At 43.8% G+C, this 15,165-nt stretch carries 11 protein-coding genes and 1 pseudogene; 7 read left to right on the top strand and 5 right to left on the bottom strand.

The window, feature by feature from the left end; all coding sequences use genetic code 11:
• The first annotated feature begins 84 nt into the window (after nt 1-84).
• Entirely contained in the window at nt 85-813 is a 729-nt protein-coding gene (locus tag AB4589_RS14425) for a glycosyltransferase family 2 protein (protein WP_372100887.1), read from the top strand.
• Between the two features lie 14 nt (nt 814-827).
• A complete protein-coding gene (locus tag AB4589_RS14430) occupies nt 828-2,135 on the top strand; it encodes an LssY C-terminal domain-containing protein (RefSeq protein ID WP_372100889.1) in 1,308 nt (435 codons plus the stop codon).
• A 74-nt stretch (nt 2,136-2,209) separates the two neighbouring features.
• Here the strand turns inward: AB4589_RS14430 and AB4589_RS14435 are convergent, their stop codons facing one another.
• The 3 genes from AB4589_RS14435 to AB4589_RS14445 form a co-directional block, all read right to left on the bottom strand.
• A complete protein-coding gene (locus AB4589_RS14435; RefSeq protein ID WP_372100891.1) occupies nt 2,210-3,559 on the bottom strand; it encodes an ATP-binding protein in 1,350 nt (449 codons plus the stop codon).
• Nucleotides 3,560-3,661: 102 nt separating this feature from the next.
• On the bottom strand, nt 3,662-4,321 hold the full coding sequence (locus AB4589_RS14440; protein WP_004734666.1) for a response regulator transcription factor: 660 nt from the start codon (nt 4,319-4,321) through the stop codon (nt 3,662-3,664).
• Between the two features lie 25 nt (nt 4,322-4,346).
• Complete coding sequence (locus AB4589_RS14445) at nt 4,347-4,745, bottom strand: PepSY domain-containing protein (RefSeq protein WP_009847088.1); 399 nt, start codon at nt 4,743-4,745, stop codon at nt 4,347-4,349.
• A 287-nt stretch (nt 4,746-5,032) separates the two neighbouring features.
• Between AB4589_RS14445 and AB4589_RS14450 the strand changes: the two genes are divergently transcribed.
• The gene (locus AB4589_RS14450; RefSeq protein ID WP_372100893.1) at nt 5,033-7,414 is read left to right on the top strand and encodes a GGDEF domain-containing protein; all 2,382 of its coding nucleotides are present in this window, start codon (nt 5,033-5,035) and stop codon (nt 7,412-7,414) included.
• Between the two features lie 76 nt (nt 7,415-7,490).
• Here the strand turns inward: AB4589_RS14450 and AB4589_RS14455 are convergent, their stop codons facing one another.
• Nucleotides 7,491-9,230, bottom strand: coding sequence for a DEAD/DEAH box helicase (locus tag AB4589_RS14455; protein WP_372100895.1), 1,740 nt, complete (start codon nt 9,228-9,230; stop codon nt 7,491-7,493).
• A gap of 97 nt (nt 9,231-9,327) precedes the next feature.
• On the opposite strand from AB4589_RS14455, the gene rsuA reads away from it, so the two are divergent.
• The 3 genes from rsuA (at nt 9,328) to AB4589_RS14470 (ending at nt 12,114) form a co-directional block, all read left to right on the top strand.
• On the top strand, nt 9,328-10,023 hold the full coding sequence (gene rsuA / locus AB4589_RS14460) for a 16S rRNA pseudouridine(516) synthase RsuA (protein ID WP_009847085.1): 696 nt from the start codon (nt 9,328-9,330) through the stop codon (nt 10,021-10,023).
• 214 nt (nt 10,024-10,237) lie between these two features.
• On the top strand, nt 10,238-11,455 hold the full coding sequence (locus AB4589_RS14465; protein WP_017101184.1) for a Bcr/CflA family multidrug efflux MFS transporter: 1,218 nt from the start codon (nt 10,238-10,240) through the stop codon (nt 11,453-11,455).
• Nucleotides 11,455-12,114, top strand: a complete 660-nt coding sequence (locus AB4589_RS14470; RefSeq protein WP_009847083.1) for a DUF2913 family protein — start codon at nt 11,455-11,457, stop codon at nt 12,112-12,114. Before AB4589_RS14465 ends, AB4589_RS14470 begins: the two co-directional genes overlap by 1 nt.
• 126 nt (nt 12,115-12,240) lie before the next feature.
• On the opposite strand, the gene AB4589_RS14475 is transcribed toward AB4589_RS14470, so the two are convergent.
• The gene (locus AB4589_RS14475) at nt 12,241-13,677 is read right to left on the bottom strand and encodes a DUF2867 domain-containing protein (RefSeq protein ID WP_017096713.1); all 1,437 of its coding nucleotides are present in this window, start codon (nt 13,675-13,677) and stop codon (nt 12,241-12,243) included.
• Nucleotides 13,678-13,773: 96 nt separating this feature from the next.
• Here AB4589_RS14475 and AB4589_RS14480 point away from each other — a divergent pair.
• A pseudogene (locus AB4589_RS14480) lies at nt 13,774-15,146 on the top strand (MATE family efflux transporter).
• Nucleotides 15,147-15,165: the final 19 nt, after the last annotated feature.

Raw genomic sequence — 15,165 nt, forward strand, 5'->3', positions numbered from 1 at the left:
TCTAAGCGGAGAAGAGCCGGCTTGGTTAAGGCTTGGTTGGTTAATCTTAGTGGTAATTAAACAGCAGAATGAATAGGTGAAAATATGGAACCGGTAAGCATTGTCGTAATTACGCTAAACGAAGAGAAACGCATCAGCCGCTTAATGGAAGAGTTGAGTGTGCAAACCCATCAAGAATTTGAGGTGATTGTTGTCGACTCGAACAGTGAAGACAACACAAGAGGGGTGGCACAAGCTTATGAAAGCGCGTTGCCAAAGTTAACGGTTCATCATATGGAAAATCGCGGTGTGAGCCTTGGCAGAAACACAGGCGCTTCATTAGCGCAGTACAACCGAATCCTTTTCTTAGATGCCGACGTGAGTTTGCCCCGAAACTTCCTTGCGAAAGTGCTTTATGAACTAGAGGAGAAGAAGCTTGAAGTGGCGGGTGTGTACATGAGCTCGAAAGGTCTGCCGCTTGTACACAAGTTTGGTTACGGGCTATTTAACGCAGGCTTATTTACTACCCAGTTCTTTTTCCCGACGGCGATTGGCGCCTGTATTTTCTCGACTAAACGAGCGCATGATGAAATCGGCGGTTTCGATGAAGAGATCGTACTGTGTGAAGACTGTGACTATGTAAAACGTGCGAGCAAAACATGGCGATTTAGATTCCTGAATATGACCTTTGGTTTTGACCCACGTCGTTTAAACCAAGATGGTGTTGTAAAGACAGGATCTACTTACCTTAAAGCCAATGTAAGACGCTTTTTTAAAGGCGAAATGCGTAACAACGAGATGAACTACAAGTTCGGTCATTATAAAGAACAGTAAGCACTGAGGTTGTTATGTTTGATGGACTAGGGCTGTTTCTGGGGGCGTTGGGTGATGCTCTCATTGGCCCAAACCTATTTGTACCGGGAGAGCCCTTCTTTATCGCAGCGGGCTTTCAACTGTATTCAGGTGCATGGATGGCGTTGGTTTTGGTGATGCTAGGCGGTTTGCTTGGTGACCAACTCAGTTATTTTATTGGCTATAAATACGGTGCGAAAGCACAACGAAGGCTCATTAAGTTTCGCCCTAAAACCAAAAGATTAATTGCGCGCTGCCGCTATCTGGTTGCTCGCAAAGGCACATACATCATTCTTTTTGCTCGTTTATTAGGGCCTATTGCTTGGGTTGTGCCATTTATAGCTGGCTCGCATCGTGTACCGTGGCGTAATTTTAGTGTGTTGGCGTTGTTCGGCTTGGCTCTTGGTGGTGGACAGTTCATTGCTTGGGGCATGTTACTGGCGCACGGTGTTGAAAACTTCCCGTGGCTTAATAGCCTTAAGATATTTATCTCTGAGCATAATAGCCTGATCGTCGGCGCGTTCACGGTATTGGTCTTCACCATTATTGGTTATCGAATGAAGTGGCGACGCTTGGTGCTTAAATCCAGTGCGCTGCTGTTGGGGTGGGTATTGTTTGCGAACTACGCTCACTTTTTCTGGAAGGCCGATGATTTTCAGAATCAACAAAAGACGGCTCAAATTGACAACGTCGACTGGAATTCGGTGACCTATAAAGCGTTCCCAGGCAAATCTTCATTCTACTCGGCACAAGCGATCAACGTAATATATGTTGGAGCAACCCCAAGAGATTTAATGAAACAATTGGGCTGGATAGAGAATCAAACTTTTTCTCGAAATGAGATTGAATGGGCTGGCTATGTCGCATTGCTTAGAGACAAAACGCCGCCAGTGTCCGATTTGTATTGGCGAGACAAGCCGCAAGATATGGCGTTTCAATTGCCGGGTAATTTGATGAAGCGCAGCCATATTCGTTGGTGGCGTGCTGGTGTTGATGTTCAAACTAACCAGCCTCAGTGGTTAGGTGCAATCAGCTATGATGATGGCCTTAAAGTCACCCCTTACTCAGGCATTGTGACCATACTGCATAACATTGACCCTAATGTTGATGAAGAGCGAGATAGGCTTGCTAATCAGATACGAACGTCATTACCAGATATTGAGCTAGACAAGTACCCATTAGCAACGGTGGAAGTGATCGATGACGATCATGACTATTATACTGATGGCAGGATTTTGATGATCGGAGTAGCAACTCATAATGAGAATTTGCAAACTCTAGATGTCGCTGTGAATGAGATATAGGGTCGTATGTAAGGTCGATTGAACTAAGCCCTAGCGTTGTGCTAGGGCTTATCGTGGTTATTTAGCTATTTAGCTTACGTAACCTTGCTTATTTTAAGCACCAGAGAAGCTTTTAAGCCGCCCATAGAGCTCTTGCTGAGCGTTAGGCTGCCTCGGTAGCTGTGTGCCATTTCATTCACAATGTTAAGCCCCAAGCCTGTTCCTGGTGTGGTTTCATCAAGTCGAACACCACGTTTTGTCACTTGCTCAAGCTTCTCTTCAGGAATGCCTTGGCCATCATCTTCAATCACTAATTCAATGTTGCCATCATCGAGTTCATTCGAATGGACTCGGATAATGCTGCTCGCCCATTTGTAACTGTTCTCTAGTAGGTTGCCGACCATTTCATCCAGGTCGGTTTTTTCGACCGCCACTTCAATTTCAGAGTCTAGCTCATTAATCATGGTGACTTCGTTGGCGGCATAGACTTTATCAAATGCCATTGAGATAGCTTCAACACGTTCACAAGGTGAAGACTTCACTGAAAGAATGTTCATTGCACCGGCCATGCGTGCTCGGCCAAGGTGATAATCGATTTGGCTTTGAATCTGATTAATGGGCTGTTGCAGCAGTGCCTTGTCATCCTCTGGAAGTCGCTCTATCTCATTTTTCAGAACCGACAGCGGAGTTTTCAACGCATGAGATAAGTTACCCGCGTGGTTACGCGCTCGCTCCAATAACTCTTGATAGTGGAACAGTAGGGCATTGAGGTCAGAAACCAATGGAGAAACCTCTTTCGGGTAGTTATCACTTAACCCTTGTTGCTCGCCGTTTCTCAACATCACCAGTTCACGTTGCATCTTACTCAGTGGCAATAGCGACCAACTGACTTGAATACCAATCAACATCAGCACGCCCACAAACAGTAGCATCAGAATCAACCAGACCTGACCAGTAAGTTCAGTCAGTGTGGATTCTAGTGGGTCTTCATCGATACCTATGGTGATCGTGACAGGGTCATTCAGTTCAGGCAGATAGATATCCTGCTCGATGTAAATCAGCTTTTCTTTCTCTGGCCCTTTGACTGATGTGTGAATCGGCGAACGCTTGATTGTGAGGTCTTTGTCCCATAGCGAGCGAGATCGAATAATCTGGTCTTGAGTAGCGGCTCGCCAATAAATACCACTGTAGGGTTGGTTAAACCTAGGGTCAGACAGACGCTCTGCCATGATGAGGTTACCACTGTCGTTGGTTTCTATGTTGGCGGTTAACTCGTCCATGGTTAGGCTGAGCTGTTGCTTGACGTCATCGACCAAGTAATCGTTAACCAACTTAGGTATTCCGACGCCAGCCGCTAATATCATCGCACCTAGCCAAAAAGCCGCGGCGAGGAGCAAGCGGCTTTTTAGACTGACGTTTTTAAGTGTTCGTTTTTTTAGATTCATACGTTACCAGCCTGTCTTTGCTCATCTTGCTATGAGAACAACAAAGATCAGCACAGGCTGCCCACTAATTGGAGATTGCTCTTAGCTTAATTAAATACAGCGTTATTCAGCATTCAGTTGGTAGCCAAGCCCGCGAACGGTTTTGATGATCTTAGGTGCGATTTTCTTCCGAATACGACCGATGAACACTTCAACCGTGTTTGAGTCGCGGTCGAAGTCTTGCTTGTAGATGTGCTCAACCAACTCAGTGCGCGAGATAACTTTGTTTTGGTTATGCATGAAGTACGCGACAACTTTATATTCTAGCGCCGTGAGGCTAACCGCTTGACCTTGCCACAACACTTTAGAGCTGCGTGTGTCTAGGCTTAAATCACCAATTTGAAGTATAGGAGCAGCACTGCCTGACGCTCGGCGCAGTTGAGCACGAATGCGGGCTATCAGCTCGACCATTTCGAATGGCTTAGTTAGGTAGTCATCAGCGCCTGCATTCAAGCCTTCTACACGCTGAGTAAGCGTGTCACGCGCACTAAGGATAATCACTGGCGTGTTAATGTTTTCGTCTCGAATGCCTTTTAATACGGTTAGGCCGTCAAGCTTAGGTAGACCTAAATCGAGAACGATGGCATCCCACTCTTCCGATGTTGCACGGTAGAGTGCGTCGATACCGTCTTGAGAAAGCTCTGGAACCCAGTCGGCTCCCTCAAGGGTCTCTAGAATTTGTTGGCCCAAACGAGGTTCGTCTTCAACGACTAAAATTTTCATGTATCACTCTTTTTATTGTTATTTATTATTCGTGGGAGTTTTTGATCGCTTCTTTAAAGTTGCGACCTTTAATCATCAGCATTTCTAACGTTTCAGCATTGTATTCCACTTTAATGATATTGTTTTGGAAATTTATTTTTAGCTCATACACCCAAATATCATCGTCTTCTTCTAGTTCTACTTTAATGATTCGGCCATGAAGATCATTTTCAACCGCAGCATACATTTCTGAGAAAGGGCGAATGTAGCCCTCTTGCACCGCTTCATAGACTTCGTCTTGATCTTCTTCAAATTCGATACGGGTTCCCGCTTTATGAACATCTTGTACAAGATCATGACCGTTATGGTGATCATCTTGTGCAAAGCTTGATGTCGAGCCTATAGCTACAGCGATACAGATGAGTATAGCGCTTGGTTTTTGCATGCAGTGGCCTTAGTAAAAGAAGCAAGTAACGACAGTTTAATACAATAAAAATGAATGGAGTATGAATGTGAATACGAGAGACGCTTTATCGTTTTAGCAATGTAAAGTGTTGTATCAACGTGCAATTAACCAACCTGATATTCATGTTGATTCACTTGCTCGAGAGTAATGCGTTGACGTTATTACATTCCCTTACAAATTACAAATAATTAACATGGTAAACTTGTAACTATATGGACTTATGGGGCTCTTTGCCGCGCGATATTTGATTTAATAAGGATTTTAGAGTGCGATTTACAGTGCTAGTTATGTTGTTTTTTTCAGTGCTGATAACGTTCACTAGCCATGCTAATGAGTTAGATTTCAAGCAAATCAGTGATTTCGAATATGGCATGGTAGTGAGTGACTCTTCGGTTGATGCCATCCTATATAAGGAAGAAGGGTGGAGCTCAATTGTTACTTGTATTCCTGAACCTAATCAGTCGTGTTGGCTTAAACTTGCACTACCTTCAGACAACCAATCATATGAACATCTAGTTTGGAAATCTCTTTCATCCCGGACAGGAGAGCTGTTTTTTGTTGATCAAGACGGCAAAGTTGTTGGCAATTTTTTGTTTGAGTATTATCGCTCGCTACGGCTGAACAAAAATTTTGAATACAGTCATGTTTTAGTGAAATTTCCTAGAGGTAAGACTGTAAATGCCAGTGCGTTATTTTCGAAAGAGCATCAATTAAAGCAATCGCTTGTCATGAAAGATGGGGTAATTCTAGCCCTATTTATACTGGCGAGTGCAATATCGTTAGTTTATGTTTATTATGTTTGGCCGATAAAACGAGCTAAAACACTATTTATAACTTGTTATATAGTGCTGTTCTCTATGTTTTATATTTACAAGTTTGGGTTTTTATGGGATGGGTATGATGATAAAGGAACCTACGTTATAAATTTTTTTAGAAGCGACTACTGGTTCGTTTCTTATTCATTATCTTTAGTTTGCGTGTATTTAATGCTTGTTTTTTCAAGTTGCGATAGAATAAATACTAAGCACTTACTGATTTGTTCTTCATTTGTGTTTCTACAGTTCTTTTCAGTTTATATAAACTTTGACGTTATTGTCGGATTTTTAATTAGTACTATCCTAGCAGCCGTTGTTATAGCATTTTGTTTGATATCAAAAGAAGTTAATAATAAAGTTCAAATAATAATTAGCTATCTTTCCTGTTTTATTATGTCTGTGGTGGTTCTTGAATCATCAATGACTATTTCATTCATGCCTGAGTATTACTATTTAATACAGGCGTTATTCTACTTATCTCACGCTTCTTTTGTATTAGCGTGTGTTTATGATCTTGGGGAATTAAGAGTTATTAATCTGGGCGATTATAAGAAATTGTTGTCTAACTCTGATAAAGATTTCATGACAGGGTTGTATAATCGAAAATCCATAGAATATAAAAAGGTCATTGAGAGTTCTCGTTGCTATTATTACATTGATGCAAATCAATTGAAGTTTCTTAATGATAGTCAAGGTCACCATGTAGGTGATCGAATGATAATAAATTTAGCTATGCGCTTCAAAAAAATAGCCGCACAAGGCATAGGGAAGGCGTATAGAGTCGGTGGCGATGAATTTGTATTAATTTGCCAAACGTCGGTTTCCAAGGAGTTACTTGAATATTTGTTGGAACAGAACCTCACCCAAGAAACAGAAAACGCTCTAAGCTTTAGTTTTGGCCGTTATCGAAGTGGTCCTAATGAATCTGTCGAAGATTGTATTGACAAAGCTGAATACTGTTGCCGTAAAGCAAAGTCCAACAATGAATCTTACCAAGACTGGCAGCAACAAGACGGGGTCATGCTCTATAGCTTACCGAACCTTAGAGTAGAAGCAGTTGAATTACTTAACTCGGATAGGTTGCTTTGCTTTGCTCAAAAAATTCATTCTTTAAAGGGTGTTGCTTCGAGCTATGAGTTACTGTGTCGTTTAAAAATGGAGGACGAAGAGGGACGTGAAAAAATCGTTTCTGCTGGTGAATTGCTCGATGTTGTAGCCTCTCATGGGCTTGAGAAGGAGCTCGATTCTCGTATGCTTACTTACGCAATTAGCTTACTTGAGCACTATTCAACTATTCAATTGTCATTAAATTTCTCAGTTAAAACCATTTTCGATATGAGTGTTATCGATCGTTTATGTCATCTACCCCCTTATATCCGTTCCCGTTTATGTGTTGAAGTGACTGAGCTTGTTTTTTATCGTGCAGATGAGAAGTTTCGAAAAATAGTAGAACGACTACAACACCACCAGATCATAGTTGCCTTAGATGATTTTGGTTCAGGTTATTCATCGTATTCAATTTTATCTGAAGGTTGTTTTGATACGATCAAGCTTGATGGTTCGCTCGTTGAAAATATTAACGGTTCTGATTTTAAGAAAAAAATGGTGCACTCATTAGTTGAGTTGGCAGAAATGAGCCAAACTAAAGTGGTTGCGGAACGTGTTGAAACAATTGAAGAATTAAGAATGTTAGAAGCGTTAGGCATTGACTTCATTCAAGGCTTTTATATTCATAAGCCAACTTTAGCCATTGAGATTTTTGATAATATGGCTAAAGAGGCGCGGGAATCAGAAAAAGCTGAGCGCAATCTAATTTGTGGTTTAACAAGTTAACTCATGTATGGTCATTAGAATGTTAATAAAAGGAGTATAAATACTCTTTTTATTAATTCTGTTGATTATTGGGAGCCTATTGCTTGAGTTCATCTTCGAATATCTTGTCTCTCATTTTCCAAAAGCGCCCAACTTTACGTGCAATCACGAATTGAGGTGGGCGGAATCTATGTTGGTGAGCGACCACCTTCGTCGGTGAAGCTTCCTCAAACGGTCTGTGTCTGTCGGCAAGGTGAGGGCGAACAAACTGATCCTTAAAGTTCTGCTTCTGTTTCTTAGTGGTTAATGACCAAAACTCATGCACTTGTGCTTGGTTTTCACCTCGGTAGGTAACCTTAAGTTGTGATTTGCCTTTGTCGTCCTTGAGAACGTTAAGGTCCATTTCTAAACACTCAAACACCAACGCATCTTTGAGGTTTAACGCCTCCTTAAGCTTTTTATCTGGGTCGACCAAGGTGGCATCACACTCATGACAAATGCGCGCGGCAATGTCGTTGTCAGCGCCGCATTCACCACAATACTTAGCACGAAAACGATAGTTACAGTGCTCGCGTTCGCCCGTGTCTTCATCGGTAAAGTAGCCTTGGCATTTACGACCAAAGTGTTCGAGTAAGAAGCCGTTGCTGTCTAGCTTGCCCCAGAAGTTATTATTGAAGCCGCAAGCAGGGCAGGGAATAGTGATGATTTCACTGTCTGAGTCAGGCTTTGGGTCTCCGACCTCTGGTTGGTAAAGGTCGTAACTGTTGCCCGCATAGTCGAGCACTAAACACTCTTTTTTACCCGGAGATAGGCGTAAGCCACGGCCAACGATTTGTTGGTACAAGCTAATAGATTCTGTTGGGCGCAAAATCGCGATTAAATCCACATGGGGCGCATCAAAACCAGTGGTTAATACTGACACGTTAACCAAGAACTTGATTTTACGTTCCTTGAAATCATTGATGATTTGATCGCGCTCTAACGTAGGCGTGTCACCAATCACGATGGATGATTGACCTTCGGGCAGTAAGCTCAGGATCTCTTGTGCGTGTCGAACGGTGGCTGCAAATACCATGATACCAAGCTTGTCTTTGGCCAGTTCAATGATTTGATCGACAATTTGTGGGGTAGCACGCTTCGATTGCTCAATCACCATATCGAGTTCTGATTCTTTATAGCGCCCCGTACTTGCCGGCCTTAGTTGCGAAAAGTCATAGCTCAAAACGGGCGCATCGATCATGCGTGCTGGTGTTAGAAAGCCTTCGTCCAACAAGTAACGAATCGGCAGTTCGAAAATACAGTCTCTGAAAAATCTCGGCTCTTCAGAACGCACTTGGCCACGTGTGTGATATTGGTAAAGCCACCCCATACCAAGACGATAAGGCGTCGCGGTCAATCCAAGCACCTTTATGCCTGAATTATTTTCACGTAAGTGAGTGATCACTTTTTGATAGCTGCTGGTCTTTTCATCTGGTACGCGGTGGCATTCGTCGATAACCAATAATGAGAACTGATTGGAGAATGAGTCAAGGTTTCGAACTACGGATTGAACTGAAGCAAACACCACTTGTTGGTCTGTCTCTTTACGCCCTAAACCAGCAGAGAAAATTGAACCTTTTAGCCCATAACCTTCATACTTTTCATGGTTTTGCTCAACGAGCTCTTTTACGTGCGCAAGCACTAGAACACGACCTTTAGCGAGCCTTGCTAACTCTGCAATCACAAGGCTTTTTCCTGCGCCTGTAGGCAATACAAGAACAGCCGGTGTTTGGTGTTTTCTGAAGTAATGAATCACTGATTTTACTGAGTCAGCTTGGTACGGGCGGAGTGTATACATATCGTGTCTTGTAAAATGAAAAACAAATAGTGTGAAATAGCTCAACTAATTGAGCAAAGGTGACTATAATACCCGACTTAGATTAGTTGAGGTATTCATGCGTTTAGATAAATTTCTGTGCGATGCGTTAGGCGTCACTCGAAGAGAAGCAACACACTTATTAAAATCAAAAGCAGTGACAGTAAATGATGTCATTCAAAAAAGCGGCTCACTTAAGGTAACTGAAGAGTGCGTTGTGGAATGGCAAGGCAATGAGCTGAATGTTCACGGCCCGCGTTACATCATGCTTTACAAGCCAGAAGGTTTTGTTTGTTCGCATGAAGATGGCTCAAATCGCACTGCGTTTGAATTACTCGATGAAATCAAAATGGACAAGCTGCACTTTGCAGGTCGTTTAGATGTTGATACAACGGGTCTTGTCTTAATGACAGACGACGGTAAGTGGTCTCACCGCATCACATCGCCAAAGCACAAGTGCGAGAAGATGTACCGAGTGTGGTTGGTTGAACCTGTTGAAGACGATTACGTTGAAAAGTTCAAAGAGGGCATCCAGCTTAAGAGCGAAGACGGCCTAACACTTCCAGCACACCTTGAAGTACGTGCAGAGCGTGAAGTGTTGCTAACGATTCACGAAGGCAAATACCACCAAGTAAAACGCATGTTTGCAGCACTTGGTAACAAGGTAGAAGCACTGCACCGTGAACGTATTGGTGAAATCGAGATGGACGAGTCTTTAGAGTTGGGTGAATACCGTTACCTAACACAAGAAGAAGTAGACTCTATCTGGAAGTAATCTTTTCTACCGTAGATGTGGCCGACCAAGGATAGCGTCGGCTGATTATTTTGACTGGTACTAGGACAGTTTCAGCCATTATTACTATATGTTCATGTATGTGTGCGCATATTCGTGTATCACTGTGCGTATTCGTGTATTGCTATGTGTATATTCGTATATTGCTGCGTGCATGCTCGTGTTCACATAGAACTTAGTACTTAGTCGGAGAGTTATGCAAACGTCTACCTCACAGACCCCAAGCTCACAACCACAAACGCCTCAGTTAGGTTGGATGCTATTTTTGGTTTTGGGCGCTATTGGTGCTTTGACACCACTCGCCATCGATATGTACCTACCTGCAATGCCAACGATCGCCAAAGATCTTGGTGTGACAGCAGGGGAAGTGCAAATCACACTTACCGCGTACACCGCAGGTTTCGCTTTAGGTCAGTTGTTACATGGTCCGTTAGCCGACAGTTATGGCCGCAAGCCAGTTCTACTGATTGGTGTGCTCTTCTTTGCGATAGCGTCTGTCGTGAGTGCAACCACTCATGGCATTGAAGCGTTAACGTTAGTTCGTACCGCTCAAGGTTTTGCAGGTGCGGCGGCGGCGGTCATTATCCAAGCGGTTGTGCGTGATATGTTCGACCGTGAAGATTTCGCAAGAACCATGTCGTTCGTTACCTTAGTGATGACGGTTGCGCCACTTATCGCGCCGATGATTGGCGGCTATTTGGCATTGTGGTTCGGCTGGCGTTCAATCTTTTGGGTGTTAGCTATTTTTGCAGTGATTGTGATTCTCGCGGTGATAATCAAAATCCCTGAAACTCTGCCTGTTGAAAATCGTCAACCATTACGCTTTAAAACCACGATTCGTAATTACGCTCGTTTATGTAAAAACTCGACCGCTATGGGCCTAATTTTCTCGGGTGCGTTCTCGTTCTCTGGGATGTTTGCATTCTTAACCGCAGGCTCTTTTGTCTACATTGATGTCTATGGAGTACGTCCTGACCTGTTTGGTTACCTGTTTGGTCTGAACATCGTTGCGATGATTCTGATGACGACAATTAATGGTCGAATTGTTAAGAAGGTTGGCTCTCATACCATGCTGAGAGCCGCGCTGGTCATTCAATTATTAGCTGGCGTCGGTTTACTGGTTGGTTGGTTATTGGATCTCGGGCTTTGGGGTATTGTGCCGTTTGTGATGCTATTTATTGGCACCATTTCTACTATCGGCAGTAACTCTATGGGTCTATTGCTCAGTGGTTATCCAAACATGGCCGGCACGGCTTCATCGCTTGCGGGAACATTAAGATTTGGTACTGGTTCTGTCGTTGGAGCTATCGTTGCGATGCTGCCAAGTGACAGTGCTGGGTCTATGGCTATGGTAATGGCTGCGTGTGCAGTAATGTCAGCATTACTATATTGGACATTAGGAAAGAAGGCATAATGTCAAAATACTATATTGAAATTCAGAAGTTAGTGAATGATGCGTTAGGCGAGCTTTACGCTCTGCACAAAGCAGGCAAAGCGATTGATGCGCCTATTGCGAACAACCTTTATTTAGTTCGTTGGGTAACGAAGGCGATTAAGGCTCAGTCTTATGATCGTGTGATTGTGCCTGACTTGGTTCGCTGGCAGAAACAGGGCCGTTCAAAGGGCAATAACTCTGATTTAACTTTTACCTTTAAACGTATTTCTGCGTTTTACGGACGTTTTTTCCCTGAAGGCGAAGAGCCTAAAGCGCTAAAAGACAGTGATGTTGAAGCGTTCATGGACAAAATGTACGAGATGGGTTGGAGTGTATCAAGTGAAGACGAGCTAACGACTGGCGGCAAAATTCAGTTCTTCACTGATGGTGAGCACTCTTTTGCACTTTGTGGCAAACAGTGTGACGACTCGTTCGACGGTGAGCTAATGGTAAAACCAATGAACTGGTTTGTTCGTGGTAACCACGCTGAGTTTATTCAAGCAGCGATGGAAGCAGGTTTCATGCTTCACAAAGTCACTGACTACAAGTCAGCGGTGAAGTATCACGGTGAATACATCGTGTATCCAGCTAACCAAGGCAACCAACTGGCTGAGATCCCAATTAGCGTTATTGGCTAATCTAGTGACAGTTAAAAATATAAAGACCGCCTAAATGGCGGTCTTTTTCTAGCAAGAAGGTGTGGATGCAGTCTCATCTATAGCTCTTAATTTCTTCGTATCTCGTTGCCGGATCTCGAATCTGCTTTAATCCTTCATCTGCTCTTTAGCTTGCTTCTCAATCGCCTTCACCATGCCTTTAAAGATAAATAGGTGAGCTGGCATCATCGCGAACCAATACAGTAAGCCTAAAAAGCCTTTTGGATGCCACCAAGCTGAAATGTTCAGTTCACGAGAATCACCGTGGTCAGAGACGGTAATTTCGAGTCTCCCCAAACCGGGACCTTTCATACCGAAAAGCAGAGATAGAAACTGATTCTCTTCACAGCGAATAACCTTCCAAGAGTCAATCTTGTCACCGACTTTTAGGTTAGAGCCTTCTGGCATTTGTCGAACCGGTACACCACCGCCAAAGAGAAGATCTAACCATTCGCGTGTGCGCCATAAAGCGTTAGCGAAGAAGTAACCTTGTTTCGGGCTTCCTATTTGCTGAGCAACGTGCCAGAGGGAATCTAAGGATGCGCTTGAGGTGATACTTGCCCCTGTTTTCTTCGGGTAATAGCCATACCCAGCTTGCCAGCGCTTGAAGGCGGTTTTGTCAAAGCCCCAAACATTACTTTTTACGAAGTTGCCTTCAGAATGAATCGCTTGCTCAACCATACTTTCGAATGAGATAAGTTTCTGAGGGTACTTTTCTCTAATGATGGTCGAACTGGCAATAAAGTCATGCTTTAAGCCCGCGAGAAGCGCTCTGCCTATGTTGGACGGAACAGAAGTCACCACGCCCAACCAATAAGACGCCATTGAAGGTGTGAGAAGTGATGTCGCCCACAGCCTGAGTGGACGATCGGCTGTTTTGGCAATGTGTGCAAATTGGTTTCGATAAGAGACAATATCTGGCCCGCCAACCTCGAAAGTTTGGCTTTCGCTAGGCGTGTCTTGTGCGAGTTTTAGTAGATAGTGGTTCAGGTTCTGCAAGGCAATAGGGTTGGCTTTAGAGTCGACCCATTTTGGCGCAATCATAATAGGCAAGTTGTACACGAAGTCTCGCATGATCTCGAACGCCGCAGAGCCGGGGCCAATGATCACGCCTGCTTGAAGTTCGGTCACCGGTACTGGTCCTTTACGAAGCAGTTGTCCGGTTTGTTTTCTCGCTTGAAGATGCTCTGAATCACCCGTTTGCGGTTGAAGCGAACTCAGGTAGATGACGTGTTGGTTTTTTGGCCCAAGAGCCGAAACAAAGTTACGAGCCAACTTGAGTTCGTAATCAATGAAATCATGGCCTTCAGCCATTCCATGTACAAGAAAGAAAATAAGGTCAAAGTCAGGGACGAGCGCTTGTGTCGCAGCTTGATCTGCGAGATCAAGGTATTCAAGTGACAAGTTGTCGTGAGGCTCTGTTCGTGCTTTTAAATAGTCGATATGCCTTGCTGCAGCTGTGACTAGATAGCCTTGCTCAAGCAGGAGAGGGAGGAGCTGCGAACCAACATATCCAGAAGCGCCTAAAACCAGTACTTTCTTCATTGTTACTCCATTTATCTCTGTGGTTAAAAACCGAACATTGATATAATAGCGTGATATTTATCTTTATTCATCAATACGTTCCGTTTAGGTATTTCTATGTTGCTCTCTTCAATTATTCATCACACTCGAGGTGATTTTGTTCGTAGGCTTATTGCGATTGCTTTGCCTATTACTTTGCAGAGCATTATGTTTTCAAGCCGAGGCTTAGTGGATGTGTTGATGTTAGGCCAATTGGGTGAAGCGGATATTGCGGCGGTGGGTGTGGCGAGTCGAGCCATGTTTGTCACGACCATTATGCTGGTGGGTGTCACCACGGGTGGTGCGTTATTGACTGCGCAATATTGGGGAGCAGGTAACAAGCAAGGCGTCAGAGAAAGTACCGCGCTTACTTGGCTGGTTTCAACACTGTTTGCATTACTAACTATTGTTTTCTTCGTTTCATTTCCCGCACAAATCATGGGCGTGACGACTGACTCCCAAGAAGTGATCAACCTTGGTGTTGAATACATTGTTATCACCTCGTTTAGCATGCTAGCTGTATCGTGCGTTAGCAGTATGGCTGTAGGTTTGAGAGCGATGCACAAACCCGGGCTAAGCACCTTCTTCAGCGGTATCGGTATCCTGTCTAACGTGTTCTTAAACTGGGTGCTGATCTTCGGTAACTTAGGCTTTCCTGCGCTTGGAATCAAAGGTGCGGCGATTGCGACGGTATTGAGCGGTGCCATTGAAGTGGCGACCTTATATGGTTATCTTTATTGTTCAAAGCATCTCTTGGCTTTCAAGTTATGCGATATAAAGCAGCAGCTTCGATTGAAAAAGTGGTTCGCTTCTTAAAGTTATCGCTGCCGACGACGTTTAACTTTTTGGCGTGGGCGGGTGGCTTATTTGCTTACCACGCGATCATGGGGCAATCGGGCGTTCAAGGACTGGCAGCGCTGTCAGTGATGACGCCGGTTGAATCTATCTCATTGAGTTTACTGATTGGCCTTTCGAATGCGGCAGCGGTTCTGGTGGGTAATCAACTTGGCGCAAAGAATAATGAAGCGGTTTATTACCAAGCGTTAGGCTTAACGATTTTGTGTTTCTTGACCAGTATCGTGGTCGCGATTTTTCTTTACTTCGTACAAACGCCAATACTGAATGCTTTTAGTGCACTGACGGAAGAAACCAGAGCCCTCTCAGAAAAGTTCATTCTAATTTTAAGCGTGGGTATTGTTATCCGATCGGTACCGCTGACTGTCATTGTTGGTGTGTTGAGAGCGGGCGGTGATGTGAAGTTCTGCCTTTATCAAGACCTGATTGCCCAATGGGTGATCGGTATTCCGCTCGCCGCGATTGCTGCTATCTATCTGAAGTTTCCACCTGAGTGGATATATCTACTTTTCCTCACTGAAGAAGTACTTAAGTGGGGTGGGTCGCTCTATCGCATGAAAACAAGAAAATGGATTAAAAACTTGATAGGAAATTGAAGTAGAGCGCATCAACCCC

Origin of the sequence: Vibrio sp. 10N.222.49.A3, from assembly GCF_041475145.1 — a bacterium.
In the GTDB taxonomy this organism is placed as follows: domain Bacteria; phylum Pseudomonadota; class Gammaproteobacteria; order Enterobacterales; family Vibrionaceae; genus Vibrio; species Vibrio tasmaniensis_A.